Here is a 26,933-nt window from a genome sequence, read left to right on the forward strand (position 1 = left end):
ACTACGAAGCCTTGCTGCCATGGAACTGCTCGCCAGAGATGCCACGGTAAACATAAAGCCCACTTCTTAGAAGGTGGGGTTTATGGATCGCATACGTTTGTTCATACCCTATCCACGAGAGTTACCAATGCATCCGTATCCCATAACCCGCTTCGGCGTCAAAACCCAAGGCAGGAGCCGTATGCGGTAATTCTGCATGTACGGATCTGTGCGGGGGGTGGCAGGTGACTGCCATTCCTACCGCGACCGAATCACCGTGGAATAGGTGGCCGGATGTTCATGGAATCAGTGGCCAGATGGCCGTGGAATACGCAGCCAAAGCCTGATTTTTGGCAGGTCACCGATTTTTTGAGCGCCCAATGAAGGGGGATCAAAACATCGGTGACTACTTCAGACCTTCCTTAGGTCGGCTACGTCATTTTGTTTAAATTTTCTTAGCTTGGAATCCAGTTTATGTGTTAAAAACGAATTGTTTATTGAGGAAATAACCGATTATTGCGACAAAAACCACCGACACCAATACTCCAACTACGTAGTGCAAGCCTAGCAATTCGCTGCTGAACACGCACCCCCAAGAAATCATTAGGCCCACTAAGCTGACTATGAAAAATTTTGAGTAACCTGCAAATGATGTTCTTTTTCGGAAGGTCCACGTCGAATTAAGTAGATAAGATGCAATGTTTGCTACCAAAAAAGCTACAGCATTGGCCGACGGGGGCTGAGTAGATAGCTTTTCAACTAACAAAAAAACAATGCATAAATGTATGGCTGTATTAAAAATCCCGACGCAGGCAAATCTTAAAAACCTATGAAGCTGCTGGTTATAAATCACAACGAGTAACCTTGGTTTGTACTGACCGAATTATGTAAGCTGGGCGCCGTTTTGATTCCAGGTAGGTTCGACCTACATATTCGCCAAGTATGCCCATCCCTATCATTTGTAACCCTGACATGAATAGGATTATCGAGGCCAGCGAAGCGTAGCCGGGGACTTCGACACCTAAGGTTAGTGTGCGAACTACAATGATTCCTCCGTAAATGAAGGAGCAAAGCGCTACTAATAATCCTATATACGTCCATATCTTAAGCGGGACGATAGAGAAAGAGGTGATGCCTTCCAAGGCAAGGTTCCATAGTTTCCAGCCGGAAAACTTGGTATCTCCCAGTGTTCTTTTCGGCCTGGTATAATCAATGCTAGTGGTGCGAAATCCAGCCCAGGCAAAAAGACCTTTCATAAAACGGCGATGCTCTGGAAGTGACTTCAGCACGTCTATGACCTTGCGGTCCATCAACCTGAAATCACCGACATTGTGAGGTATCTCTACGTCTGAAAATCTATTAATAACAGAATAAAAAGCACCGGCGGTTGTTCTCTTCATTAAGCTGTCACTTGAGCGATCTACTCGCCTAGCGAGCACCACGTCATAGCCTTCTTCCCATTTCTCCAGCAATTGGCCAATCACTTGAGGGGGATCTTGCAGGTCTGCGTCCAACGGAATAATCGCATCACCTCTTGCCTGCTCAATACCTGCCGATAATGCAGCTTCCTTGCCAAAGTTACGTGATAAATCGACAATAACTAACTCAAAGCTCTTAGATGCACTAAAATTTAACTTTTCCAATGTTGAATCACTGCTGCCATCGTTGATTGCGACGATTTCCCAACGATAATGCTGCGTGTCAATATGACGAGTTATTTCGGCTAAGGTAGCTTCGATATTGGCTTCTTCGTTATAAAAAGGAATAACTAGGGATATTAGCTTTCTGTTCTGCATATTTACCCTTATATCTCCTGCTGGCATGAGTTGCCTCCCTTTTATGGTGCGCTAAGGCGCAGTTTGCAATTGAAGTATTGGCTGACCTGAGGCAAGTTGCTTGCAACCCAATCTTCGCGGTTGTTTAATAGTCGAATATCGCTATTGCTCGGGATAATCTGAATTGAAAGCCCTTCCTTGCACTCATTTGAATTCTGTTTTTCCATAATAAAATCTATGCGTCTAGAAACTTGTCTTGAGTAGTCGAGGTATTCGGAAAAAACTTGAGCTGCTAGCCCTATACTCACAATTCCAAGGCAGATAGTTACCGCCTGCGCCCATCGTATAGGTAATTGTTGCAATAGTTCGTACGCGAACCTCACGATCAGTATTATCAGTATGGTCCAAGCAAGGGTAAAGGCTCGCGGCTCTATATACGGGGCTTTTACGACGGATGCGATACAGAGCGCAGCAGGCACTAATAGTAAGTAAAATCTAGCTGGCTGGCGCCAAGATTTAGTCTTTAAAAAGAGACTGATCAGCAGCACCGTGATCAGAGCGCCTAGAAGCGGAGCTGATACAGCTACAAAGGCATGTGATACAGCCAATATTTGCTGGAGAAAATAATCAAGCGAAGGAGGCGGAATGTTCAACGCGCTGATGTAATAGGCCGTCCTCGTATGAGTAGAGGGTGCAATCATCAGAAGTGCCCAACCCAGTAGATAGATCAGAACCATCAAGCCCAACTGTATTCGAAACTCAGTTTTTTCCTTAAAGTGCAGGCATGTGATGAGTGCCATATAAGGAAGAAGTGCTGGAGGTACATTCTCGAAGGATAGTCCGCAAAGCAGCCCTAGCAGTACAAGTAATGCCGTGCTAGGCCAGGTGCTGAGTAGTAGTTGGCAAGCTCGTGATGAATAAAAGGGTAGTAGCAGTAGTAGAGTCATGACCAGTGGTTGGAGATAACCTGCTGCTGTGGTTCGCCAGAAAAAAATCTCTAATCGTGGCCATAGCAAAAAAAATGCAGCAATCACCAGTAAGCTCGATAGCATCAGTGTATTGCGGTTCCATTTTTCCTGAGGAGTGGCAAACAGAGCCAATAGAAATGCAAGTAAGGACATGAAGATCAAATTCGCAATAGAAAACCAAACTCTTGGCATCGCCATCCAGAAGATAGCCAGCTGCTCACCCAGCCGGGCATTCCAGTGCGTCGATTGTAGTATGGATCTTTCAATTGCCCAACTTGCACGTTCGAAAATACTGGCATTAGTGAACGGCTTGCTCAGGGCGTAATCTTCTCCATTTGTTGGTGAAATTGAGAAAGTCAATGCGCTGAGCAACATTAGCAGAGTGAATAAAACAAATATCCATAACTCCATGCTCATTGCTATATTTTGCTTAGTAAAGTCCTGATGCTCGACTATGCTAGATTCTTTCATGCCTTTTCCCGATTTCGAGCCAAAATTATTTTCATTTTCTAGTGTAACTTACGAGGCGGTATCCGCATCTATATAAACGTCGTTAAAAGAAGGCAAGCTTCATTTGGGCCGTTCAGATGCTCTTCGGTAAGCAACTTTATTTTCACGTATATCGACAGCACCCACGTAAACGACAACCTATTGGTTTACCCTTTGTAAAACGTGTGATAGCCTGCGCAGCTTAGAAATTCGTGCACGCGGTTGGCCTCAGTGCGGGGATTTTCCAAGATCTCAGCCGGCTTTTTTTGAGTTGCTTTCGGATTGTATTTCCAATTTGTGCCATTCGTTCCGCGCACGTTGATCGAATTCAAAGCTATAGGTCATCCGGCGGCACCTTGACGCGCTGCGGTGAAGTCAAACGTTCGAGTACGGTGTTTATGAGGGTCCTATCTTCTTCTGCCATGAGAACAGGTCGGAATGGGAGCTGGCCACGCTCTGCAACGTATTGTAGGGCTTGACGCATGAGTTCATGAGTTCAGAAGGCGTGACACCCAAGCGTTCCAGTTCGCGATAAGCGCGGTTTTTCAGATCGTCGTCCACACGAACATTGATTGAGGCCATTTTGCGCATTCCTGTAAAGACATCTGTCATTACAATGGCATTGCAGCAGTAATTTTTCAAGGTTAACGAAGCGGATGAATGGTAGAAGTGGATGCGCTCCGGGTTGAGTCAAACACTTGCAAAGGTGTGACTTCGTTGTCGATAATGTCAGATGAGGCCCCATTCGGCGAGCTATATGATCTGCGGAGAGGGCTGTATGCAACGGCTATTAACGCGTCTCGATCTTTATAGGAGATCCAATTCGTATGGCTAGGTGAGGTTTGGCTGCGTAACGATTCTGTGATCATAGCATGCCCTATGAGCCAAGATAGTTGCAATTGTCCGTGAAAAAATGTGCCGTTCGTGGTAATTTCGCGGCCCAGCTGGTGACGCTGTTTGCACTGTCTAACCTGTGGATGGTGCGTAGGCGTTTACTGGCGAGTGCAGGAGAGGTGCATCAGTTAATGTGGGTAGGTGTCCGCAGCGAGGTGGCTGCACGGGCCAAAACCACAGAGGTGAGTGGGTGATCTAAGCATTTTAGATTGATTCGCCGTTTTCAAAATGGGCGGCGCCTGAGGTATGCCGGATATATAGCTACTTCGCCTCCCCTTTAGGCATGCTGATGTCATTATTAGCATGTTTCGAGCGCTCTAAAATAATTTCAATGGTGAGGTCGTAATGGGCGCAGAACGTATTCATGGGCCTGATGTATTGAGGGGGATCGCGGCTATAGGCGTCGTGTTCTTTCACGTACTTTATCTGTCTGGGATCCCTATTCATTCGGTTGGGATGGCTTTAGTCGGTCGTTTCGATTTTTTTGTACGAATTTTCTTTGTGCTCAGTGCATTTTCGATGGCTCATGCTTACTACAGTCGGCTGACTGGCATTGAGGCTATGCGAAACTTTTACCTGAAGCGTTTTTTCAGGATTGCTCCGTTGTTCTACTTCGTTCTGCTGTTTGGCGTGCTTTATACGATAGTCATGGGGCGCAGCGTCCCTGGCGGTTTCGACTTGTTGCTGACTACGAGTTTTCTGTTCCCCTTTGTGCCAGGCAAGCATGATGGATTGATTGGGGGGGGGCTGGTCTATCGGCGTAGAATGGATTTTTTACGCGTTTTTCCCTTTTTTGATAGCATTGATTAGGGGGTGGCGTAGCGCATTGGCGGCATGGCTTCTGTTGTGTACGATTGCAGTTATGGGGCGGTCTTACTTTACCCAATTTGTTGGCGGGGAACTGCGCGTATTTGGATTACTATATTTCCTTTCTCATGCGCAGTATTTTGTTGTTGGGTTATTTATTTTTCATATTCGCAACCGTTTTCCGATACATTCTCGGAGCATTGGTGTCCAGCAAGTTAGTGGTGTAATATTTTCATTGACTTTAATAGCAACCATTTTGTGGTTCCAAATGCAGAGTTCTTTACCGGAAGAGATACTTCTTTCGCTGGCATCTCTGGTAATGGTTTTTTTAGCAACGGTGGGTTTTCCGATTTGGCTCGACAATAAGGTGACTCGGTGGTTTGGCTTGATCAGCTACAGTATTTATCTGGTTCAGTTTCCTATTATTCAGATACTTAGTGAACATGGCATTTATGCATTTGTTATGTCCACTGTCGGGAGCGGGCTTGCGGGATTTTTTTGTGCCAGTCTAATGACCATGACCATGATCATTATTGTTTCCGCTTTCACCTATCAGTTTGTCGAAAAGCCCGGGCAACAGTTATTTTTTAGGTTGCGCGGACAGGGTGAGAGAGTGGCCTCTGCTGTTTTATAGAGCTTCTCCCGATCAACGGCTTCTCGAGAGTTTGTCCGTTGGTCTTGCTCCAGTTGATGAGCGCAGAGTATTTGAGTAGGCGGATTTTCGCGGTAACGTCAGGATGTTCTTGTACATGCCAACGTATTCAATCACTTAAATCAGCGTCTTCCCGTTGAGCTGTGGTAGTAAGGCAAGGTATAGGGGGGGGGCATCGGCTCAGTGGGTCTGTCATAAATTTAGTGGTCGGGCATAACATGTTGAAGAGGTGCATGTATATCGACCAAAGAAACTGGCCCGAGAGGCCCCGCGTGGCCCTTCCATCCATTCCCAAAGAGCTTATTGACCAGTTCGTCAGCGGCCTAATGAGTGCCAAGGCTATTGATGATGCTTCAATGGCGTTCAAAGAGGCACTGATTGAACGAGCCTTGGGTGCCGAACTTGGCTACTACCTTGGCTATCATCATGGCGAGTAGCGCCCAGAGCAATCGAGCAATCGAGCAACCAGCGTAACGGTAAATGCAGCAAGACCGTACTGGGCGATGACGGCCCGCCGCTCCTGGACATTCCCAGAGACCGCGATGGTAGCTTTGCTCCAATCCTGATTCCCAAGCACGAGCGACGCTTTAAAGGCTTCGATGACAAGATCGTTGCCATGTATGCCCGCGGCATTAGCGTTCGCGAGATTCGGGCATTTCTCTCGGAGCCATACGGGACAGGCGTTTCCCATGACTTCATCAGCTCCGTCACCGATGATGTTTTGGAAGAAGTCTGCACTTGGTAGCAACGCCCACTTGAACCGTATGCGAGTAAGGGGCCGGTGAACACACCTTCCGAGCCCTGCCAATAAGGGTGATTGTGTCCGCGTATTTTTAAGCGGACGCAATTACCCTTAACGTCAGGATCGCCATGCGCCAACGTAAGTCCTACCCGAAATCCTTCAAAAACCAAGTCGTCCAGGAATGCGCGCAGCCCGGCGTTTCCGTGGCGGCTATTGCGATCAGGCACGGGATCAACCCTAATGTCGTTCGCCGGTGGATACCGCTTTATCGTGACCAGCAGGCCGTCGCGCTACCGGCTTTTATTCCTATGAAAGTCACGCCGGTCGAACCAAAACAAAAGATTGGAGTGTCGGCGATCATTGAGCTGCCACTTGGCGAGCAATCGATCACCGTGAAGTGGCCAACTTCAGACCCTAACGGATGCGCCCGCTTTGTCCGAGGGCTTGCTCTGTGATCCGCATTGACTCCATCTGGCTCGCCACCGAGCCGATGGACATGCGAGCGGGCACCGACACCGCGCTGGCCAGGGTGATCGCACTGTGCTTATCTATTTGCCAACCGCCGCGCCACGCGCATGAAAGTTCTGGTGCATGACGGCTTCGGGATCTGGCTGGCGGCTCGGCGTTTGAACCAAGGCAAGTTCCATTGGCCGGGCATTCGCCGAGGCTCTGAAATGGAGTTGGATACCGAACAACTTCAGGCTTTGGTGTTGGGTCTGCCATGGCAACGCACCGGCTCCGGCGGTGCGATCACACTGCTTTAACGGCTGCCATTAGCCTATCGGTCTATCGTCGCGAACTGCTTGCTCTGGCAAAATCGGCGCCATGACTTCGCTTCCCAATCTCGACCACCTTACCCCTGAACAACTGCGCGCTTTGGCGGCGCAGTTGATACAGCGTGTCGAGACGCTCGACCATCAAGTCGACACACTGGGTAAGACGGTCGAGACGATGGGCAAGAAGATCAACCGCGATCAAACGGTTATCGAGAAGCTCACCCACGAGATCGCACAACTCAAGCGTTTGAAGTTTGCCAAGCGCAGCGAGCAGATGAATCCTGAGCAGGCCAGCTTGCTCGATGACCTGATCGATACCGATATCGCGGCGATTGAAGCAGAGCTTCAAGCCTTGCAAACAGTGTTGGCTCCGACCGAGAAAAAGCAAAAGCCCAAGCGCACTGCTTTGCCGGCAGAGTTTCCACGCACGCTAATCCATCACGAACCGGACAACACTCACTGCCCATGTGGCTGCGCACTCAAGCGTATCGGTGAGGATGTCAGCGAAAAGCTGGACTACACGCCCGGCGTGTTTACCGTTGAGCGCCATATCCGTGGCAAGTGGGTCTGCGATGACTGCGAAACGCTGATCCAAGCGCCGGTTCCGGCGCAGGTCATCGACAAGGGAATCCCGACTGCCGGGTTACTTGCCCACGTCATGATCGCCAAGTTTGCCGACCATCTGCCGCTTTACCGTCAGGAATCGATCTTCGGTCGTGCCGGTTTGGCGATTCCACGTTCAACTTTGGCTCAATGGGTTGGTGTGACCGGGGTGCAGTTGCAACCTCTGGTCGATGCACTGCGCGACGTAGTGCTTGGGCAGCAGGTTATTCATGCCGATGAAACACTCGTGCAGATGCTCGTGCCGGGCTCAAAGAAAACCCACCGCTCTTATGTTTGGGCCTACGCCACCAGCCAGTTCTCGAACTTGGCAGCGGTGGTTTACGACTTCACCCCCAGCCGCGCCGGTGAGCACGCTCGCAACTTCTTGCAAGACTGGAAGGGCAAGCTGGTGTGTGATGATTTTGGTGGCTACAAGGCCAGTTTCGAACTCGGAGTGACCGAGATCGGCTGCATGGCCCATGCACGGCGCAAGTTCTTCGAATTGCACGCGACCAACAAGAGCATGCTCGCCGAGCAGGCGCTGCGCTACATCCAGTTGCTTTACGAAATCGAGCGTGAAGTGCGCGACCTGGAGCCGGATTTACGGCACCGAATACGGCAGGAAAAAGCCGTACCGGTGATGGATATGCTGCATGCCTGGATGATGGCCCAGCGTGATCTCGTGCCTGAAGGCTCGGCTATCAGCAGAGCACTGGATTACAGCCTGAAACGCTGGTCAGCGCTGTCGCGCTACCTCGATGACGGGGCCGTACCCATTGACAATAATTGGGCTGAGAACCAGATACGGCCGTGGGCTCTTGGACGCAAGAACTGGCTCTTTGCAGGGTCGTTGCGCAGCGGCAAACGGGCGGCGGCAATTATGAGCCTCATCCAGTCAGCGCGGCTGAATGGGCATGATCCGTATGCTTATTTGAAAGATGTACTCACGCGTCTGCCAACGCAGCGGGCGAGTGAGATCGAGCAATTGCTGCCGCATAACTGGCAACCGGTCTAGTTACGCAAGGCGTGATGCCCGGACGCATACGTATGCGATCCATAAACCCCACCTTCTAAGAAGTGGGCTTTATGTTTACCGTGACATCTCTGGCGAGCAGTTCCATGGCAGCAAGGCTTCGTAGTCCCCAACCGATTGGGCCTGCGGCAGTCTTTCCAGTACGTGGCGCAGCCACGTATAAGGCTCCTGGCCGTTGACCTTGGCGGTCTCGACCAAACTGTAGATCTGCGCACTGGCGGTGGCACCCTTGGGCGTGTCGCTGAACAGCCATGCCTTGCGCCCGATTACAAACGGCTTTATCGCGCGCTCCGCCGCGTTGTTGTGTACGCCCTGACAAGGCGTATGAGTTCAGTGGGTGCGAATCCCACCCGGCTACTGTCGCTCCGGCCGGAAGCACTTTGGAGCAGTTCAGGAGGCAGCGAATGGGCTGAAGTATCTGAAGAAAAGGCTTCTTTAGGAAGTCAGTGACTGTGCAGGCCGTAGCGCGCAGCGAACACCGAGCAGGCCCCGAAAAGGCTTTGCGGTAGCCGACCCGCCATAATAACGGGGAAGGTTGATAGTGCTAAGGGATCGAGCGTCAGACGAACTTGGCACTGCCGCCGGGGTAGTGGTGATGGCATGTACAGAAGAGAACTCATACGAAACAGGGGAAGCCTGCCAGGGTGAAGTGGCCGTTAGACACGGCCATACAAACAGTGCGCCCGTGAGGGAGGGCGCTGGCTCGGACAGGTGGCGGATGGGCTCGTAGTACCGTTGAGGCCGGGTAATGCCGGAGTAGGAAAGGAGCCCTGGTTCAAGAGAGGAGTACAAAGTGGTAAGAACGATGGGATTGGCTCCAAGCCTATTAACCCAGGTGAGAAATCGCGTTCGGAAACTACAGCGTGCCCTGTATGTGAAAGCTAAGACAGAGCCGGATTTTCGCTTCTACAGCCTGTGGGACAAAGTCTATCGAATCGATGTATTGGTCATCGCCTATCAACGTTGCCGCGCAAACCGAGGCAGCCACGGTGTGGATGGTCAGCGATTCGAAGACATTGAAAACATAGGGCCTATGGAGTGGCTGGCTCAGCTACGCGAGGAGCTGCGGTCGGGCGGATATCGTCCTCAGCCCCTGCGGCGGGTATGGATTCCCAAAAAGAACGGCAAACTTCGTTCCTTGGGTATTCCTTGCATTCGAGACCGCGTTGTTCAAATGGCCGTCAATCTCACACTCCAAGCAATTTTCGAAGCGGATATGCAGCCATCACAGTATGGCTTCAGACCTCGTCGAGATGCCAAGGAAGCCGTGAGACAGGTGCACCATTACACTGCGAGGGTTGGGTTGAGAGACGTTGTCGATACGGATCTTCGTGACTATTTCAATACCATTCCACACGGGCCTTTGATGAAATGTCTGGCTCGGCGTATCTCGGATGGCAGGGTGTTGCGGCTGATCAAGCAATGGCTTGAGGTGGCCGTTATCGAACTCATTGACGGTAAGCTTCGACGCACCAACGAAGCCAAGCACACGCACCGTGGCAGCGCCCAAGGATCGGTGATTTCGCCGCTGTTGGCCAATGTGTACTTCAGGCGCTTCATTCTTGCCTGGGAAAAATTTGGCTACGCCAAACGTCTGCATGCAAAGATTGTGAATTACGCGGACGATATGGTGATCTGCTGCCGCCCCGGCAGTGGAGAGCAGGCAATGGTGCTGATGAGTGGCTTGATGGCGCGGCTGGGGCTGAGCGTCAATGAAGAGAAAACGGCGCTGGTGAAACTCTCGGAACAGTCACTCGACTTTCTGGGGTACAACCTGGGCAGGCAATACGACCGTCATGGGAAAGCCTATATCGGCACTCCACCTTCGAAAGGGGCGATGAAGTCGATTATTGGAAAAATCCATGACGAAACGGCGATCAGTATGACGTGGGACGCGGTAGAGCACCGGATAGCCGAACTCAACTCGATCCTTCGAGGCTGGGCTGGCTACTTCGACCAAGGGCCTGTGCTCAAGCACTATCGAATCCTGCAACGCTATACCGAGCGCCGTATCCGACGCTGGTTGGTCAAGAAGCATAAGCGACGAGGCCGTTCTGGGTACCGTCTATACCCGGATGCGTTCCTATACGGAAAGCTAGGCCTGCATCAGTTGCCTGCGCGAATGGCCGATGTGTCGAGTGCGAAGGCATATCGATCTCGGACGAAAGCCGGATGCGTTAGTAGCGCACGTCCGGTTTGACGAGCGGGGTGTGGAAACGGAGCGCAAGCCACCGCGCCACATCCCGACTCTACCGATCGGTAAAAAAACGGCCTCCACGTAGCGCTCCAGACGGCTCCAGTTGTTGGCCAAATAATTCACGGCTTTACCCAACACACTTTGCGGCGTCACTTGGGACTGTGTTTTATCCAGCCAGCTTTTCAATTGCCCCAGGATCGGCAGGCTCTTCTCCTGACGACCGATAAAACGCTGTTCATCGCTGACATCCTTGAGTTCACGCTCGATGCTGTACAGCTTATTGATCATTGTCAGCGCGATATCGGCACGCCCGGTTTTGCCCTTGGGCTGCACTTTCTGCGCGTCGACAAACTTGCGCCGCGCATGAGTCATGCACCCCAATCGCTCAACACCGGGCTGCAATGCCAACGCGTTGTAACCCGCGTAATCTTCGGTCATCACGTAGCCGCGATAACTTTCCAGCAGGCGTAGAGGCACTTCCTGCGCACGGCTGGAGGTGTAGTCAAATAACACAACTTTTCGATCCGGCGGCCCGCTGGCTTGCACCCACATCCAGGACTGGCTGGTCGGGTCTCGATCCGGTTCTTTGAGCACCTGTACCCGAGTTTCATCGCAGTGAACCACGGGACTTTCCAGTAGCCGGTCACGCATCAAATTGAGCAGCGGCTGAAAGTGTTCGCTGCACTGGATGACCCAGCGCGCTAAGGTTTGACGCGGGATATCGACGCCGTGACGACCGAGTACTTTTTCGAAGCGATGCAGCGGCAGACCGTCGACGTATTTGGTGGTCAGCAACATCGCCAACACACTGGGACTGGCCATGCTCTTAACCACCAAGTACGTCGACGGTCTGCCGCTGCATCGTTTCGAAACCGTACTGAGTCGACACGGTTTGGATATACCAAGACAAACCTTAGCGCGCTGGGTCATCCAGTGCAGCGAACACTTGCAGCCCTTGCTGAATTTAATGCGCGACCGATTACTGGAAAGTCCGGTCATCCACTGCGATGAAACAAGACTCCAGGTACTGAAAGAGCCGGATCGAGACCCAACCAGCCAGTCCTGGATGTGGGTGCAAGCCAGTGATCCACCTGAGCGCCCCGTCATCCTTTTTGACTACACCACCAGCCGTGCGCAGGAGGTGCCGTTGCGCCTGCTGGGCGATTATCGCGGCTATGTGATGACCGACGATTACGCCGGCTATAACGCCTTGGCGTTGCACCCGGCGTAGAGCGGCTGGCGTGCATGGCGCATGTGCGACGCAAGTTTGTCGACGCACAGAAAGTGCAACCCAAGGGCAAGACTGGACGTGCCGATGTTGCGTTGGCGATGATCAACGTGCTGTATGGCATCGTGCTCGAACTCAAGGACGCCAGCGATGAACAGCGTTTTATTGGTCGCCAGGAACAAAGCCAGCCGGTGCTTGAGCGCATCGGCCAGCTCGGAAGCAGGCACCACGCTCTCGCCAGCACTGACGGCCGAGAGACTGCCGCTCTGATAGAGCTTGCGCCACTGAAACAGCTGGTTGGCATTAACGCCATTCTGCCGAGCCGCCCCCGAGACGCTTTGCCCCGGTTGCAGGCTCTCGCGAACCATGGCCAGTTTTTGCTCCGGGCTCCAGCGGCGACGCCGCTCCTGACCCAAAAGCTCCCCACTCTTATCGTTGCTGTTAGTCATAAACATAACCGTTTGCCTATCCCTTATCGTAAGGGGGAAACGGTGTCCTGTCTTTCATGGGGCTCGTTCACCAAGCAAGATGTACGAACTGGGCATCACGCACGTCCTGTGTCCGACTGAGGATAAGCAATGACAATTTATAGTAGCTAGCGGCATGAGCGGTTAATCCATTTATTTATATGTTGGTCGTGAATATACTATGCGCCTCATATCATGACTTGGTTATGCGCATGGCCCGAGCGACTTCCCCCTTCGCTTTAACGCCTTCTGATCACGTTGTCCTGCAAGGTTGGTTGCGTATGAGTACGCTGGAACAGAGTCTCGCCCTACGTGCACGTATCCTGCTTCTACTGGCGGATGGATTGACACCCAAGGTCATCAGCGAGCAGTTGCAGGTCACGCCGCCGACAGTATTCAAGTGGCGAAAACGCTATCTAGAGGCGGGCGTCGAAGGCTTGAGCGACCTGCCACGTAGTGGTCAGCCGCTCAAACTCGGGGCCGAAAAAGTCAACGAGATCCTCACACTCACTACCCGGCGAGTACCCAAGGAGGCGACTCACTGGAGTGTTCGCCTGATGGCCAAGTATGCGCGGGTCACAACTTGGCAGGTGCGTCAGGTCTGGGCTGCTTCCGACCTCAAACCCCATCGTCTGAAGACCTTTAAAATCAGCAACGATCCGCATTTTGCCGACAAGGTGGTCGACGTGGTCGGGCTTTATCTGAATCCGCCAGACAACGCCTTGGTGCTGTCTGTGGACGAGAAAACTCAGATTTAGGCCTTGGATCGCACCCTGCCAATGTTGCCTTTGCGCCCTAGGCAAATCGAGCGTCGGACGCATGATTACAAGCGCCATGGAACAGCGAGTCTGTACGCGGCATTCGACATCATGACCGGCCAAGTCATCGGCCGGATCACGCAACGCCATCGCGCCCGGGAATTCTTAGCCTTTCTGCACCAGATTGATCGCAGCACACCGGCGGCACTGGATCTGCATGTCATCTTGGATAACAGCTCTACCCACAAAACGGCCGCAATCAAGCAGTGGCTGGAAAAACGTCCGCGTTTCAAATTGCACTTCACACCGACCAGTGCGTCCTGGTTGAACGCAGTGGAAGGCTGGTTTGCACAACTGGAAAGGCGAGCGCTGTACCGGGGGGCCTTCACCAGCGTTGCCGACCTGAAGACAGCTATCCGCCAATTCATCGAGGCTCACAATGAGTACTCAGCCAAGCCGTTCAAATGGAATAAAACAGCTGAAGCCATTATCAGCTCGGTACACAAAGCGAAGCTGAGCGTGATAAAAAATAAATTAATGGACTAACCGCTCGGGCCACTAGATCTGCTTTTTGGTACCTACAGAGCGACATTCAGGACTGGATAATCAGATTCGCGCGCGGCGATTGAGCTGTACGGGCGAGCCCGAGAGAAATGCCCCGGGCGCTGCTCAGGTCAGACATGTAGCTGGGTGCCGATAGGAGCGGTAATGCTGAAGTCGGTTAGGGAGCAGCAGATCGAGAACATAACAGCAAAGTTATGTGGTAGACGCAACAACTACCTTGAAAAACGCCGCAGATGAGTTCCATTCGCGCGAAGCGTCTGGAGGGGAGCTCTTGGTTTTCATAAGCCAGGCTGGTGCGTCACTTATGACCATCGTAATCTGTGACAAATGTTTTTCATGGTCCGGATCTTAGTAACACCGCTGTGCGCTTGAGACGTGGCTGTGAAGGTGTATGGGCACGCTTTGCCGTTGCCCCGTTGTGGTAAGGTTTAACTACTGAGCGGAAACGGTCAAAACCATCACCTTTTCAGCTGGTACTCATGCATTGTGCTCATGGAGGAAAAACGGGGTGGGTAAAAAGGAAGATGTTATTAATAGTGCCTGCTTTATACTTACAATAAATTCATTGAAGTATGACTGATATATTTCTGACAAACGATAGCCTTGAAATCGCAGGTCGTCCTGAAGTGACAGTCGACGTCAGCCAGAAACCTTGTTATCTTTTGGAGGAGAATTTTTGTCTTGTGGGTATTTACATGTCAGTTTTTTCCCTTTCGTCTTCAATTTGCGCTGATTCGGTGTTTATGTGTCGATTGTCGAGAGCTATAGGGGGGGTAGCTCTCCTGCTTGCTTAATGTTTTTTATGTTTGCGGTTGGGTAGTTCAGGTGTTACGAAAATTTTCACGCGATGAAGTTGTTGCAGGTAACGAACTTATATAACTGGTTTTATGAGGTTGTATGCGTATTTTACTGATATCCCAATATTTTTGGCCTGAGTCATTTGTAATCAATGACTTGGCGATCAAGCTTGCTGGTAAGGGTCATGAAGTAACGGTTGCCACAGGCAAACCCAATTATCCGGATGGGGATATTTATGACGGTTACAGCGCCAAGGGAGTGCAGTATGAACGTTATTCCTCGTTGATCGATGTGGTTCGTGTGCCAGTTTATCCTCGCGGCAAGGGAGGGGCCAAAAAATTATTATTGAACTACTTTTCATTTGTCGTGATGGGGCTTTGGTATTTTCCTAAACTCCTTAGGGGGGAAAAAATCGATGTGATCATAGTTTTTGCCCCTTCGCCTATTGTCCAGGTAATACCCGCAATTCTCTTGAAGTGGCTCAAAGGGGCCCACTTAGCCGTCTGGGTACAAGACTTGTGGCCGGAAAGTCTTTCTGCGACGGGATTTGTTAAAAAGTCGTGGGTGATCAAGTCTGTGGGGCATGTGGTTCGTGGCATTTATAAGTGTTGTGATACTTTGTTGCTGCAGTCTCGGGCGTTTTTTGAACCCACAAAAAAGTACGCTAGTTTAGAAAAACTGGTTTATTTTCCAAACTCAATAGATATGAAAAATTCTTCAGTTGTAGGGAATGTTATTCCCGGAGCTCTGAAAAGTGAGCTTGAGAGCCATTTCAGCGTGGTGTTTGCGGGTAATATTGGTACAGCTCAGTCAATGGAAAGTATTGTTGAGGCCGCGTCGTTATTAAAGCAAGAAGCAGGATTGAGGATATTCATTGTCGGCAGTGGCAGCATGCTCGAATGGGTGGCTAGTCAAAAAAAATCACTTCATCTGGATAACCTGGTGTTGCCTGGTCGCTTTCCAGCGGATGCCATGCCTGAAATATTTGAATGTGCTGCGGCATTGTTGGTTTCTCTGAATGATGAGGAAATTTTCTCTTATACTATACCTAGCAAAATTCAGGCTTATCTTGCCGCCGGTCGCCCAATTATTGCGGCCTTAAGAGGTGAAGGGGCTCGGGTGATCAGTGATTCTGGGGCGGGGTTGGTGTGCCCTCCCGCAAGTGGTCAGTTGTTGGCTGCAACCATTTTAGCATTGAAGGAGAGCTCAAGTGTTGAGCGTGATAAAATGGGGGTGGCAGGATTAAAGTATTTTAATGAAAATTTTGATATGGATTTTCAAAGCGGTCGATTGATCGATATTTTGACTGCGCGTCTAAACAGAAAATAGGTGCTGAAATGCGTGTATTGGTCTTGGGTGCAACAGGTATGCTGGGTAATGCTGTTTTCAAAGTGCTCCGCTGTTCACCTGAGTTGAGTGTTGTTGGAACAGTTCGTAATGCGAAAGCGATTGATAGTTTTGATGGGGAAGTCGTTAAAGGTGATTTGATCTCGGGCGTTGATGTTCTTGATCAAGATTCTTTGGTTGATGTCTTTGTTCGGTCTAAGCCTGATATTGTAATTAATTGTATTGGGCTGATTAAGCAATTAAACTCCGCAAAAGACCCATTGTCTGTATTGCCCATTAATGCAATGTTGCCCCATCGGCTGGCCAGGCTATGTGCTTTGATTGGGAGTCGCTTAGTACATATTAGTACTGATTGTGTTTTTTCCGGTCGAAAAGGTATGTATAAGGAAAACGATATTTCTGATGCTGAAGATTTGTATGGGAAATCTAAGTATATCGGAGAAATATTTGACCAGTCGCATGTCGTTACACTTCGTACTTCAATTATCGGACATGAACTAAATAGCCAATCGTCGCTCATTGACTGGTTCCTTTCGCAATCCGGTTCTGTCAAAGGGTTTTCAAAAGCTATTTTTTCCGGGTTGCCAACGGTCGAACTGGCTCGCGTCATTCTGGATTTTGTAATCCCGCAGCCCGCCCTCCAAGGCCTATACCATGTCTCCGTAGAGCCAATCGATAAGCTGACATTGTTGCGCCATGTCGCCAGGATTTATCAAAAAGAAATTAGCATTGTCCCAGATGAGCAGATACAAATTGATCGGTCATTAGATTCGTCTCGGTTCCGAACGGCTACAGGGTATGTACCCCCACAGTGGCCTGACCTAATTGAAGCTATGCGCGCTAGCCGTTAAATCTCCATTTTTAATCTGTGGTGATCAATATGTTCGATGATAAGATTTTGATGATAACGGGGGGGACTGGTTCGTTTGGAAATACGGTTCTCAAGCGTTTTCTCGATACAAATGTAAAGGAAATTCGTGTTTTTAGTCGTGATGAAAAAAAACAGGAAGACATGCGAATAGCGTTAGGTAATGACAAAGTCAAATTTTATATCGGCGATGTCAGGGACTATGCTAGTGTTTCCCAGGCGATGGTCGGTGTGGACTACATATTTCACGCCGCGGCGCTTAAACAAGTCCCATCCTGTGAGTTTTACCCGATGGAGGCCGTTAAAACCAATGTAATTGGTACTGAAAACGTACTCAATGCGGCTATTGCCAATAATGTCAGTCGAGTCGTAGTTCTTAGTACTGACAAGGCCGTATACCCTATTAACGCAATGGGTATCTCCAAGGCTATGGCTGAGAAGCTTGTGGTTGCCAAGTCCCGGATCATTCCTGAAACTGGGCCTGTCATCTGCTCTACCCGTTACGGAAATGTAATGGCATCGCGGGGGTCGGTAATTCCCCTTTTTGTCAAACAACTTAAAGACGGTGATGAGCTGACTGTTACAGATCCAAGTATGACGCGTTTCCTGATGTCACTTGATGACTCTGTAGATTTGGTTCTTCACGCATTTGAGCATGCCGAGCAAGGTGACATATTTGTTCAAAAAGCACCGGCATCCACTGTTGCTGATTTGGCTCAAGCTCTTAAAGAACTGTTCCTGGGCGATAACGCAATCAAAGTCATCGGTACTCGTCACGGCGAAAAGCTGTACGAATCACTAATTTCACGTGAAGAAATGGCTAAAGCTGAGGATATGGGGCGGTACTATCGTATTCCTGCTGATAATAGGGATCTTAATTACAATAAATTTTTTGTCGAAGGCGAGCAAAATATTTCTGAGTTGGATGACTATACTTCGCATAATACCGAGCGTTTGGATGTTCCTGCCATTAAAGAGCTTTTGTTAAAGTTGGATTTCATTAAGGAGCAATTAGATGCTTAAGGTAATGACGCTGGTGGGAACACGGCCCGAACTTATTAAGATGAGTCGCGTTATTGCAGAGTTGGACAAACAGACTGATCATGTTCTCGTTCACTCTGGTCAAAACTATGACTATGAGTTGAATCAGGTTTTTTTTGATGATCTTGAAATTCGAAAGCCTGACCATTTTCTTGGTGCTGCGGGTGAGACAGCTGCACAGACCATTGCTGATGTTATCTCGAAGTCAGACGCGATATTCGAACTGGAAAAGCCTGACGCACTTTTGTTGTATGGAGACACTAATACCTGCTTGGCTGTGATCGCGGCTAAACGTCGAAAAATTCCGGTTTTTCATATGGAGGCAGGCAATCGTTGCTTTGATCAGCGAGTGCCCGAGGAGTTGAATCGTAAGGTTCTTGACCATCTGAGTGATATTAATCTGGTTTTGACCGAGCATGCTCGTCGGTATCTCTTAGATGAAGGTATTAGGCCTGAAACGATCATTAAAACCGGGTCGCACATGGCGGAAGTTCTTGATCACTATATGCCGAAAATATTGGCATCTAATATCTTGGAGCGTGAGCAACTTGAGGATGGCAAGTTTTTTGTAGTCAGTGCTCACCGTGAGGAAAATGTCGATACACCTGAAAACTTGATTGATCTCCTAGAGTCGCTTCGTTCATTGGCCGATAGTTATGGGTTTCCAGTTATTGTCTCTACGCATCCACGCACGGGTAAACGTCTTGAAGCATTGGGCGAGTCCTTTGAGCATCCGTTGATTCGGTTTGTTAAGCCATTTGGTTTGCTGGATTATATCAAGTTGCAGATGGGGTCGTTTTGTGTCCTATCTGACAGCGGAACTATTACCGAGGAGGCCTCGTTGTTGAACCTACCGGCGGTTACAATTCGTAATGCCCATGAGCGCCCCGAGGGAATGGATGAGGGAACGCTCATCATGTGCGGGCTAAAAGTTGACCGGGTGCTGGATGCAGTGCGGGTTGTGACAAGCCAGCATGACCGTGGGGCTCGTGTCATTCCTGTTGTACCGGACTATCTTGGCGGCCCAGTTTCAAAACAGATAGCACGAGTTATCTATAGTTATACGGACTATATTAATCGTACCGTATGGTCAAAGGCATAAAAGGACAGGTGCATGCGCGTATTGGTGACGGGATCGTCTGGATTTGTTGGTAGTAGGCTGCTTAAGGTTTTAGCAAACAAAAAAAACGTTAAGGTTTTTGCAGCCGCGCATCGTGAGTCTATCGATTGTCCTGTCACGGTGCGCATACTAAAAAATTTTGAACTTTCCTCTTCTGTGGATTGGACGCCAAATTTGATTGGAATGGATGTTATCGTCCATGCGGCGGCTCGAGTTCATGTTATGAACGATCAAGCATTAGATCCTCTGGAGGCATTTAGAGAAGTTAATGTCAATGGGGCGCTAAAGCTTGCTGAGCAAGCGGCTTCAGCTGGTGTTCGTCGTTTCGTTTTTATAAGCTCAATAAAGGTCAATGGAGAGAGCACGACAACGAATGATACTTACTCGCCTGAGGCAGAGCCTGCACCTCTAGATCCGTATGGTGTTTCCAAAATGGAAGCGGAATTAGGGCTGAAAGCTATTGCAGAAAGGACGGGGATGGAGGTTGTAATAATCAGACCTGTATTGGTTTATGGGCCTGGTGTTAAGGCGAACTTTTTGAAGATGATGCAATGGCTTGATAAGGGTGTTCCTTTACCATTTGGCGCGATTCGAAATAGTCGAAGCCTTGTTGCGTTAGATAACTTGGTTGACCTTATTGCTTTATGTACGGAGCATCCTGCGGCTGCCAATCAAACCTTTTTGGTAAGTGACGGTGAAGACTTATCGACATCTGAACTATTGCGGAGAATGGCGCGTGCGTTGGACAAGCCTGCACGTCTAATTCCTGTGCCGGTATGGATACTTCGCTTGGGCGCTCGCCTTCTTGGGAAGTCAGATCTGTCGCAACGACTATGTGGATCGCTTCGGGTAGATATAAGCAAGACTCGCGAAATTTTAGGCTGGAAACCAGTAGTTTCGGTGGATTCAGCCTTGAAGGAGGCGGCTACACACTTTAAAGAGAGTCGCAAACAATGATTTACTGGTGGTTGATTCCTGCTGTGGCCATTACTTCGTTATGTCTTACTGCGGGGTTGCGTCGCTATGCGCTTGCTTTAAGTATTATTGATATACCCAACGCACGTAGTTCTCATTCGGTTCCGACTCCGCGGGGCGGAGGGGTCGCGATCGTAGTTGCTTTCCTGATCTCACTACCATTATTGGGGTGGGCAAATCTAGTTCCCTGGGAAGCCCTAGGGGCTTTAGGCGGTGCTGGAGGTTTGGTAGCGGTCATCGGTTTTATGGATGATCATGGGCATATAGCCGCTCGATGGCGCCTACTTGGTCATTTCATTGCTGGTGCTTGGGCGTTGTTCTGGTTTGGTGGGCTTCCTTCTGTCAGTGTTATGGGGTGGACAGTCGATCTCGGCTGGGCCGGACACCTTCTTGGGGTCATTTACTTGGTCTGGATGCTAAATCTTTACAATTTCATGGATGGAATTGACGGTATTGCTAGTATCGAGGCTTTGTGTGCTTGCTTCGGGGCCTGCTTACTTTACTGGCTTGGCGGATTTACTGAGCTTTTATGGGCTCCTTTGATACTGGCAATGGCCGTTGCCGGGTTTCTCTTTTGGAATTTTCCTCCTGCACGTATTTTTATGGGAGACGCGGGAAGCGGGTTTTTGGGTATCGCCCTGGGAACGATTTCGTTACAGGCTGCTTGGGTTTCATCGCAGCTACTTTGGGTATGGCTTATTCTCTTGGGCGTGTTTATTGTCGATGCGACATTTACACTGCTACGTCGGATGCTTCGAGGAGACAAGGTTTACGAAGCTCACCGCAGCCATGCTTATCAGTATGCTTCGCGAATGGCTGGAAAGCACTTGCCAGTCACGCTTGCGGTTGGAGGTATTAACCTGTTTTGGTTGTTACCTATCGGAATCTGCGTAACAAAGTTTGGGCTTGATGGAGCGCTCGGGTTGATGATTTCCTACTTGCCTCTAATCGCCCTGGCCATAATGTTTCACGCAGGGGAGTTAGAAAAGACGCCATCCACAGGTGTTTGAGGCTTGATGGTGTAAAGTGTTGATTGTATGCGAATGTGGCACTCAAAGTGTCTGACTAATAAAAGTGTGGTGAGAGGTGTTCGTAGGGGTATGGATAAGTTCCGAGCTTTGCTATTAGGTCTTCCGCGCCGAAGTAAACGACTTATTCAGGTGACGGTAGACATCGTCCTTGTCTGGCTAGCCCTCTGGATGGCATTTGTTGTTCGCTTGGGAATTGATGATTTGATCAATCCTTTTACTCAGCACCTTTGGCTATTCTTGAGTGCCCCAGTCATTGCCATTCCCCTCTTTATTCGCTTTGGCATGTATCGCGCTGTTATGCGCTACTTCGGGAATGACGCTCTTATCGCAATCATTAAGGCAGTCAGTCTCTCATCCTTAATTCTCGGAGTTGTCGTCTATTGGTACAGCAACCATCAAAATGTCATACCTCGGTCAATCATTTTTAACTACTGGTGGTTGAATTTGATCATGATTGGTGGTTTGCGGCTTGCAATGCGTCAGTTTTTCCTTGGTGATTGGTACACTGCGGTTCAACATGTCCCTTTCACCAATCGTGATGATGGTTTGCCCAAAGTAGCTATCTACGGGGCTGGAGCTGCCGGAAATCAGCTCGTTGCAGCGTTGCGAATGGGGCGGATCATGCGTCCTGTCGCCTTTATCGATGACGATAGCAGTATTGCCAGTCGTATTATCTCCGGATTGCAGGTCTACAAACCCAAGCATATTCAACAGATGATCGAGGCTACTGGCGCGCAAGAAATTCTACTGGCGATTCCTTCATCGTCTCGTGGTCGTCGTCGTGAGATTCTCAGTTTGCTTGAGAGTTACCCACTTCACGTCCGTAGTGTGCCTGGGTTCATGGACTTGGCAAGTGGGAGGGTTAAGGTCGATGATATCCAAGAAGTGGATATTGCCGACTTGTTGGGTCGTGATGCAGTGCCTGCTCAAGAGGATCTGCTTGAGCATTGTATCAAGGGACAGGTAGTCCTTGTCACTGGTGCTGGCGGTTCCATAGGCTCCGAGTTGTGCCGGCAAATTTTGGTACTGCGTCCGACCGTCCTGTTGTTGTTCGAACATAGCGAATTTAACCTATACAGTATTCTTTCTGAGCTAGAGCATAGAATTACTCGTGAATCCTTGTCGGTAAAGTTGCTACCAATTTTAGGGTCGGTTCGAAACCCGCAAAGACTTTTGGATGTGATGAAAACTTGGCGTGTAGACACTGTTTATCATGCTGCGGCTTATAAACATGTCCCTATAGTAGAGCACAATATTGCCGAGGGTGTGCTAAATAATGTGATAGGCACTCTTAATACAGCTCAAGCTGCTTTGCAGGCAGGCGTCTCGAACTTTGTGTTGATCTCCACTGACAAAGCAGTTCGACCCACCAACGTAATGGGTAGTACGAAACGGCTTGCCGAGCTTACACTTCAGGCATTAAGTAAAGAAGCCCAGCCGGTGTTGTTTGGCGATAAAGCTTGTATTTCTACGGTTAATGAAACTCGATTTACGATGGTCCGATTTGGTAACGTTCTGGGATCCTCAGGTTCGGTTATTCCTTTATTCCATAAGCAAATCAAGTCGGGCGGTCCACTAACAGTTACGCACCCGAAGATCACTCGTTACTTCATGACTATTCCCGAAGCCGCACAACTGGTCATTCAAGCCGGCTCTATGGGGCAGGGCGGCGATGTATTTGTGTTAGACATGGGGGAGCCAGTAAAAATTGTTGAACTGGCGGAAAAAATGATTCATCTGTCCGGTTTAAGTGTCCGTTCAGACAAAAACGCCCATGGCGATATCTCTATTGAGTTCACTGGCCTACGCCCAGGAGAGAAGCTTTACGAAGAATTGCTGATTGGGGATAACGTAGCTGCAACGCAGCACCCAATGATCATGACTGCGAACGAGGATCATCTGGCTTGGGATGTGCTCAAGGTCAAGCTTACCGAGCTGCTGGCTGCAGTTGAGCAGGATGATTACTCTCGTGTCCGTCAATTGCTGCGTGAAACTGTCCAGGGCTACGCGCCGGATGGAAAAATCGTTGACTGGATCTATCAGCAACGTCGACTTGAGCCCTGAACATGAAATATGGATTGGGGAGTAGGGTCGCGTCGTGAATCCCATATTTGTAGCTCTGCCAGCGTGGAACTGCTCGCCAGACATCTAGTGGAAGCGTGAGGCATGCCGGGCAGTAGGTGTGCCATAAATGGGGGGCGCCTCGCAACGTTTATTGAAGTGACAATAACTTACCCGAGTTAGGTAGTAGGCTAACAGTGCTATTACTGCAAGCGACGATCAGAATGAGAAAAATATCAATATCGAAGCGCTAAAAATTTGCGCAATCGGAATGACGATGACACCTATTTAGGTGAGTTGATACCCGCTTGGACGCTATCTTTATCGGTATTTTGATTGAGTGGTGGTGCGAATCTATTCATCTGCATCTCTAGTTTTTTATCTGCCAGATCCTTTTTCAGCAGCGTGATTCAATATTGTTACGGTCGACAAAGTATGTTGCTCAACCGATAATCCAGACTATGGCCAGCAGTAATGTTGTAGGGCGTGTTCTCGCACTGCTGTTTTTTAAAGTTGAAGTTTTTGGTTGCTTGGTGATGGTCTGACTGATACATATTTTTAATATGTATCGGTTAGAGCGTTGTGGCGAAAGTGTTCGTTCAGCGAGAGTGGTTTTCTTTGTTTTGCAGTTGTGTTTTGGCAGTATTTGCTCTAGTTGTAATCGCGTCCTTCAAAAAAACTATGTCGTGAGTTTAGAACCAATGCATCGAATTTCGTGCTTTTTTTTTGCTCGATCTTACGCTATCTATTTAACCCATGCTATCGCGTATTATCTAACGCGCGATATAATTATCAGGTAGGGGGAGGTTAACCTACGCAGGTACACATCGCTTTGATGCTTTTAGTCACCACAGTTCTATTAGGGTTGATGGTAGAATTTTCGTACCGGTTGGTAGAGTAATCTTGTCGATTCTACGGACGTCATCTAGTCGTCAGTTATAGGAAAGAATGGTCTTGAATAGTGTAAAAAATGACAGTGGGTCCGGGGTGAGCGGCGTTATGCAGCGACTTGTTGTGATTGGTGGCACTGGTTTCGTGGGCCATCATCTTCTCAACGCACTGTTGGCTACCAGCAACTCTTTCGAGGTTATTTTTGCGGTGCATCGGAACGAACCGGCTTGGTTGGCTGACTCATCGATACACGTTCAGCGCTTCGAAGTAGAAAATAGCGCTTCGTTGGCGGTGATATTGACTCCTGGCTGTACCGTATTGAATTTACTTCGCCCAGACGGATCGGGTTGGTTCTTGCCAGCGATTGAGAACGTGCTTCTGGCTTGCCGCGACGCTTGCGTTAAGCGCTATATCCATGTTTCAAGTATCGACGTATTTGGAGCAAGTCAGGACAGTATCTGTACATCAGCTTCTCCTATAGTACCCATGACACCTTATGAGCAAGAGCACGCAGCTGCGGAAACGCTCGTACGTGCTGAAGCGGCCGAACATTTTGAGGTGTTGGTTTTACGGCTGGGAGCGGTATTTGGTGTGGGAGGGCTGAATATCGTATCGTTCGTAAAAGAGGTTTCGAGTGCTCCTCATTGGAAACTAGCTCTACGTCGATCGTTGTATGGTGCCCGTAGAATGCATCTCGTCAGCGTTGAAAAAGTAGTCGAAGTTTTACTTTTTGTAACTACCGTGGAAACAAATTTCCAGGGTGAAATCATTGTCGTCACCGAAGATTCTGCGCCCGATAATAATTTTGCCTACCTTCAGGACTGCTTGATGAAAGCGTTCGGTCGGCCGGTTTTTTCTCGGATACCTTACCTTCCTCCCGGTGTCCTTCGTTACATTTTGAATGTACGCAGGGTTAGTAATTCTGATCCAATGCGACGTTTTTGTGACACTCGTTTATCCGAACTGGGTTTTTTGGATCGTGCGCAATTTACTAGTCGCCTTGATAGTTACGTTCAATATTTGAGGACGAACGCATGAAGATCTTATTGGTTAACATTTCGCTTGATGCTCAGCGCGGAGGAGGTACGGCTGAGCGTACTCGGCATTTGGCAAAGGCTTTGTCCGAGAGGGCAAGTTGTTCCTGTGAAGTCATCGCCATGGCCGGCGACTCTTGGCAATCAGAATTCGATGCTAATGGTATAGAGACTTACATTACGGGACGGATTGGCCATCGTTTACCAGTCCCATTGGTCAATCCTTTGCGGGCGTGGAAGGCAATTAAGTCCGCTGACGTTATACATATCATGGGTTACTGGAATTTACTCAGCGTGTTTATCGGATTCTTGGCCAGGCTGGCAAAAACGCCTTACGTATTGTGCCCGGCTGGTGAGTTTGCGTCTGTCGGAAAGCCGCGACCGATCATGAAGCTTTTTCACACCCTCCTTGGCAAATCACTGATTAAAGGAGCAGCAGGCTTTATTGCGATCACTCAGCTTGAACGGGGGCTCATTGCGGACATCACCTGTCTGCCAGAAGACTGTATACCTGTATTTTCAAATGCCGTATCGGAGCCGGCGTTATTTTCGAATCGCACCCAAGCCAGTCTCCCTCTTGAGCCCTATATCCTATTCATGGGAAGACTGGCGCCTGTAAAAGGACCTGATCTTCTGCTTCAAGCTTATCTTGCTACCCCAGCTGCGCAAGCTTACCCATTAGTTCTAGCCGGGCCTGATTTTGGCATGCAGACAGAATTACAACTATTACTCGTGGGATGCGCGCTCGCGAATAAGATTCATTTCATTGGTTTCCTGAATGAAGCTCAGCGCAACGAAGCTTATCAACACGCGTTGATGTTGGTTATCCCGTCCAGATCAGAAGCGATGTCACTCGTTGCCCTTGAGGCGGGAATTATTGGCTTGCCGTTGCTGCTGACTGATACTTGTGGGTTCGACGAGGTACAAGCGATTGATGCGGGATACGTGGTTGAGCCCACTGCCGTCGGAATCAGCCAGGGGCTCGAGCTAATGCTTTCTGATGTAAGCGATCTGGCTAATAAAGGCAATCGCCTCAAAACGTATATCATCGATCACTATAGTTGGCAGGTTGTTGCCACTGGAATGATCGAGTATTTTGAGGGCCGGATCGGGGTTGATAAAGTTAGAACTACGAAGTCGTAGCTTTAGAGGTTGTCTTAGTTAACCTGTTAAGTGTCCATTTCAGTGCGAGTAGACCAACCAAGAATGCTGAAAGTTCTACAATAAAGAACCAGAAAGCTATCGGAAAATTCATCTGAACGATAAGGTAAGCTAATCCAACGCCTACTATTGCATTGGTCATTTCATTGCTTAGCCACTTACCTGTGGCCAGTTCGATGCTGTAACCTAGGAAGAAAAGAAGCATAACGCCGACGAAAAGTACAAGGTGGCTACCGCTATAAAAGAGTAGCGCGATAGGGCCTGGAATTGTCATAAAAGTGAAGTTCTCAAAGTGTCCATACTTAGCTTTGGCATAGGACATACGCTGGAAGACTGCTTGGGTACCCTTTGCCGGATCTTCTTCCAGTCCCTCCGTCAATAGCTGGATGCTTAAGCTTTGGTGGCTCGTCACTGCGAGCACGCCTTCGATGCCGAGCCAGCGATCAACTATTAACTTGCTTATTTCCTTAGCTATCAGATTGCTTTTCTGTTCGAGGGTTAATTGAGCATAGGTTGTTTCTTTCTGGCTAGGCTTTAATGCTGTTTCTGAAGTGTTGAGTATATTCTTGGGGACGGTATCTGCATTACCTGCATTACCTGCATTACCTGCATTACCTGCATTACCTGCATTACCTGCATTACCTGCATTACCTGCATTACCTGCATTACCTGCA

General features: G+C 49.3%; 19 protein-coding genes and 8 pseudogenes. 19 read left to right on the plus strand and 8 right to left on the minus strand.

What is annotated here, in order from left to right; translation table 11 throughout:
• Nucleotides 1–451: 451 nt before the first annotated feature.
• The 4 genes and pseudogenes from J2Y56_RS28605 to J2Y56_RS27190 form a co-directional block, all read right to left on the minus strand.
• Nucleotides 452–832, minus strand: a complete 381-nt coding sequence (locus tag J2Y56_RS28605) for a GtrA family protein (protein ID WP_405046888.1) — start codon at nucleotides 830–832, stop codon at nucleotides 452–454.
• Complete coding sequence (locus J2Y56_RS27180) at nucleotides 822–1,802, minus strand: glycosyltransferase family 2 protein (RefSeq protein WP_310353859.1); 981 nt, start codon at nucleotides 1,800–1,802, stop codon at nucleotides 822–824. The genes J2Y56_RS28605 and J2Y56_RS27180 overlap by 11 nt, the downstream gene beginning before the upstream one ends.
• A gap of 14 nt (nucleotides 1,803–1,816) precedes the next feature.
• Complete coding sequence (locus J2Y56_RS27185) at nucleotides 1,817–3,193, minus strand: DUF6056 family protein (RefSeq protein ID WP_310353862.1); 1,377 nt, start codon at nucleotides 3,191–3,193, stop codon at nucleotides 1,817–1,819.
• Between the two features lie 352 nt (nucleotides 3,194–3,545).
• Nucleotides 3,546–3,793: pseudogene (locus tag J2Y56_RS27190) on the minus strand (type II toxin-antitoxin system RelB/DinJ family antitoxin).
• A 657-nt stretch (nucleotides 3,794–4,450) separates the two neighbouring features.
• Here J2Y56_RS27190 and J2Y56_RS27195 point away from each other — a divergent pair.
• The 6 genes and pseudogenes from J2Y56_RS27195 to tnpC (J2Y56_RS27220) all read left to right on the plus strand — a co-directional run bounded on the left by J2Y56_RS27195 (nucleotide 4,451) and on the right by tnpC (J2Y56_RS27220) (nucleotide 8,700).
• Nucleotides 4,451–4,915 carry an acyltransferase family protein gene (locus J2Y56_RS27195; RefSeq protein WP_310353865.1) on the plus strand — a complete coding sequence of 155 codons (465 nt, stop codon included), beginning with the start codon at nucleotides 4,451–4,453 and terminating at the stop codon, nucleotides 4,913–4,915.
• Nucleotides 4,899–5,546: an acyltransferase family protein gene (locus tag J2Y56_RS27200; protein ID WP_405046889.1), complete on the plus strand. Its 648-nt coding sequence runs from the start codon at nucleotides 4,899–4,901 to the stop codon at nucleotides 5,544–5,546. Before J2Y56_RS27195 ends, J2Y56_RS27200 begins: the two co-directional genes overlap by 17 nt.
• A gap of 251 nt (nucleotides 5,547–5,797) precedes the next feature.
• A pseudogene (locus tag J2Y56_RS27205) lies at nucleotides 5,798–6,306 on the plus strand (transposase); the annotation flags it as partial.
• 128 nt (nucleotides 6,307–6,434) lie between these two features.
• On the plus strand, nucleotides 6,435–6,761 hold the full coding sequence (tnpA, locus tag J2Y56_RS27210) for an IS66-like element accessory protein TnpA (RefSeq protein WP_310353868.1): 327 nt from the start codon (nucleotides 6,435–6,437) through the stop codon (nucleotides 6,759–6,761).
• A gap of 93 nt (nucleotides 6,762–6,854) precedes the next feature.
• Nucleotides 6,855–7,070 (plus strand): annotated as a pseudogene (gene tnpB, locus J2Y56_RS27215) (IS66 family insertion sequence element accessory protein TnpB); the annotation flags it as partial.
• Nucleotides 7,071–7,131: 61 nt separating this feature from the next.
• Complete coding sequence (tnpC, locus tag J2Y56_RS27220) at nucleotides 7,132–8,700, plus strand: IS66 family transposase (protein WP_310353872.1); 1,569 nt, start codon at nucleotides 7,132–7,134, stop codon at nucleotides 8,698–8,700.
• A gap of 75 nt (nucleotides 8,701–8,775) precedes the next feature.
• Here the strand turns inward: tnpC (J2Y56_RS27220) and J2Y56_RS27225 are convergent.
• Nucleotides 8,776–9,027: pseudogene (locus tag J2Y56_RS27225) on the minus strand (transposase domain-containing protein); the annotation flags it as partial.
• Between the two features lie 484 nt (nucleotides 9,028–9,511).
• Between J2Y56_RS27225 and ltrA the strand changes: the two are divergent.
• Nucleotides 9,512–10,918 (plus strand): group II intron reverse transcriptase/maturase, encoded by a 1,407-nt coding sequence (gene ltrA, locus J2Y56_RS27230; protein WP_310353874.1) that lies wholly within the window; start codon nucleotides 9,512–9,514, stop codon nucleotides 10,916–10,918.
• A gap of 54 nt (nucleotides 10,919–10,972) precedes the next feature.
• On the opposite strand, the pseudogene tnpC (J2Y56_RS27235) reads toward ltrA, so the two are convergent.
• Nucleotides 10,973–11,752: pseudogene (tnpC, locus tag J2Y56_RS27235) on the minus strand (IS66 family transposase); the annotation flags it as partial.
• Between tnpC (J2Y56_RS27235) and J2Y56_RS27240 the strand changes: the two are divergent.
• Nucleotides 11,736–12,146, plus strand: coding sequence for an IS66 family transposase (locus tag J2Y56_RS27240; RefSeq protein WP_405046890.1), 411 nt, complete (start codon nucleotides 11,736–11,738; stop codon nucleotides 12,144–12,146). The pseudogene tnpC (J2Y56_RS27235) and the gene J2Y56_RS27240 overlap by 17 nt on opposite strands.
• Nucleotides 12,147–12,160: 14 nt before the next feature.
• Nucleotides 12,161–12,313 (plus strand): annotated as a pseudogene (locus tag J2Y56_RS28610) (transposase); the annotation flags it as partial.
• Between the two features lie 24 nt (nucleotides 12,314–12,337).
• Here J2Y56_RS28610 and J2Y56_RS27245 read toward each other — a convergent pair.
• Nucleotides 12,338–12,592, minus strand: a pseudogene (locus tag J2Y56_RS27245) (transposase); the annotation flags it as partial.
• 230 nt (nucleotides 12,593–12,822) lie between these two features.
• Between J2Y56_RS27245 and J2Y56_RS27250 the strand changes: the two are divergent.
• From J2Y56_RS27250 to J2Y56_RS27295, 10 genes and pseudogenes are all read left to right on the plus strand, one after another.
• Nucleotides 12,823–13,914: pseudogene (locus tag J2Y56_RS27250) on the plus strand (IS630 family transposase).
• A gap of 915 nt (nucleotides 13,915–14,829) precedes the next feature.
• Nucleotides 14,830–16,059: a glycosyltransferase family 4 protein gene (locus J2Y56_RS27255; protein ID WP_310353876.1), complete on the plus strand. Its 1,230-nt coding sequence runs from the start codon at nucleotides 14,830–14,832 to the stop codon at nucleotides 16,057–16,059.
• An 8-nt stretch (nucleotides 16,060–16,067) separates the two neighbouring features.
• Nucleotides 16,068–16,928, plus strand: a complete 861-nt coding sequence (locus tag J2Y56_RS27260) for an SDR family oxidoreductase (RefSeq protein WP_310353880.1) — start codon at nucleotides 16,068–16,070, stop codon at nucleotides 16,926–16,928.
• A gap of 29 nt (nucleotides 16,929–16,957) precedes the next feature.
• Nucleotides 16,958–17,968, plus strand: a complete 1,011-nt coding sequence (locus J2Y56_RS27265) for a polysaccharide biosynthesis protein (protein WP_310353883.1) — start codon at nucleotides 16,958–16,960, stop codon at nucleotides 17,966–17,968.
• Nucleotides 17,961–19,088, plus strand: coding sequence for a non-hydrolyzing UDP-N-acetylglucosamine 2-epimerase (gene wecB, locus J2Y56_RS27270; RefSeq protein ID WP_310353886.1), 1,128 nt, complete (start codon nucleotides 17,961–17,963; stop codon nucleotides 19,086–19,088). Before J2Y56_RS27265 ends, wecB begins: the two co-directional genes overlap by 8 nt.
• A 12-nt stretch (nucleotides 19,089–19,100) precedes the next feature.
• Nucleotides 19,101–20,063, plus strand: a complete 963-nt coding sequence (locus J2Y56_RS27275) for an SDR family oxidoreductase (RefSeq protein WP_310353888.1) — start codon at nucleotides 19,101–19,103, stop codon at nucleotides 20,061–20,063.
• On the plus strand, nucleotides 20,060–21,091 hold the full coding sequence (locus J2Y56_RS27280; RefSeq protein ID WP_310353891.1) for a glycosyltransferase family 4 protein: 1,032 nt from the start codon (nucleotides 20,060–20,062) through the stop codon (nucleotides 21,089–21,091). Before J2Y56_RS27275 ends, J2Y56_RS27280 begins: the two co-directional genes overlap by 4 nt.
• Nucleotides 21,092–21,181: 90 nt before the next feature.
• On the plus strand, nucleotides 21,182–23,176 hold the full coding sequence (locus tag J2Y56_RS27285) for a nucleoside-diphosphate sugar epimerase/dehydratase (protein WP_310353893.1): 1,995 nt from the start codon (nucleotides 21,182–21,184) through the stop codon (nucleotides 23,174–23,176).
• A 951-nt stretch (nucleotides 23,177–24,127) separates the two neighbouring features.
• The gene (locus J2Y56_RS27290) at nucleotides 24,128–25,102 is read left to right on the plus strand and encodes an NAD(P)-dependent oxidoreductase (RefSeq protein ID WP_310353896.1); all 975 of its coding nucleotides are present in this window, start codon (nucleotides 24,128–24,130) and stop codon (nucleotides 25,100–25,102) included.
• Nucleotides 25,099–26,241, plus strand: coding sequence for a glycosyltransferase (locus J2Y56_RS27295; RefSeq protein ID WP_310353898.1), 1,143 nt, complete (start codon nucleotides 25,099–25,101; stop codon nucleotides 26,239–26,241). Before J2Y56_RS27290 ends, J2Y56_RS27295 begins: the two co-directional genes overlap by 4 nt.
• On the opposite strand, the gene J2Y56_RS27300 is transcribed toward J2Y56_RS27295, so the two are convergent.
• Nucleotides 26,228–26,933, minus strand: a 706-nt coding sequence (locus J2Y56_RS27300; protein ID WP_310353901.1) for a hypothetical protein, incomplete at its 5' end; no start/stop codon positions are given. The genes J2Y56_RS27295 and J2Y56_RS27300 overlap by 14 nt on opposite strands.

Source organism: Pseudomonas sp. BE134 (assembly GCF_031456105.1).
In the GTDB taxonomy this organism is placed as follows: domain Bacteria; phylum Pseudomonadota; class Gammaproteobacteria; order Pseudomonadales; family Pseudomonadaceae; genus Aquipseudomonas.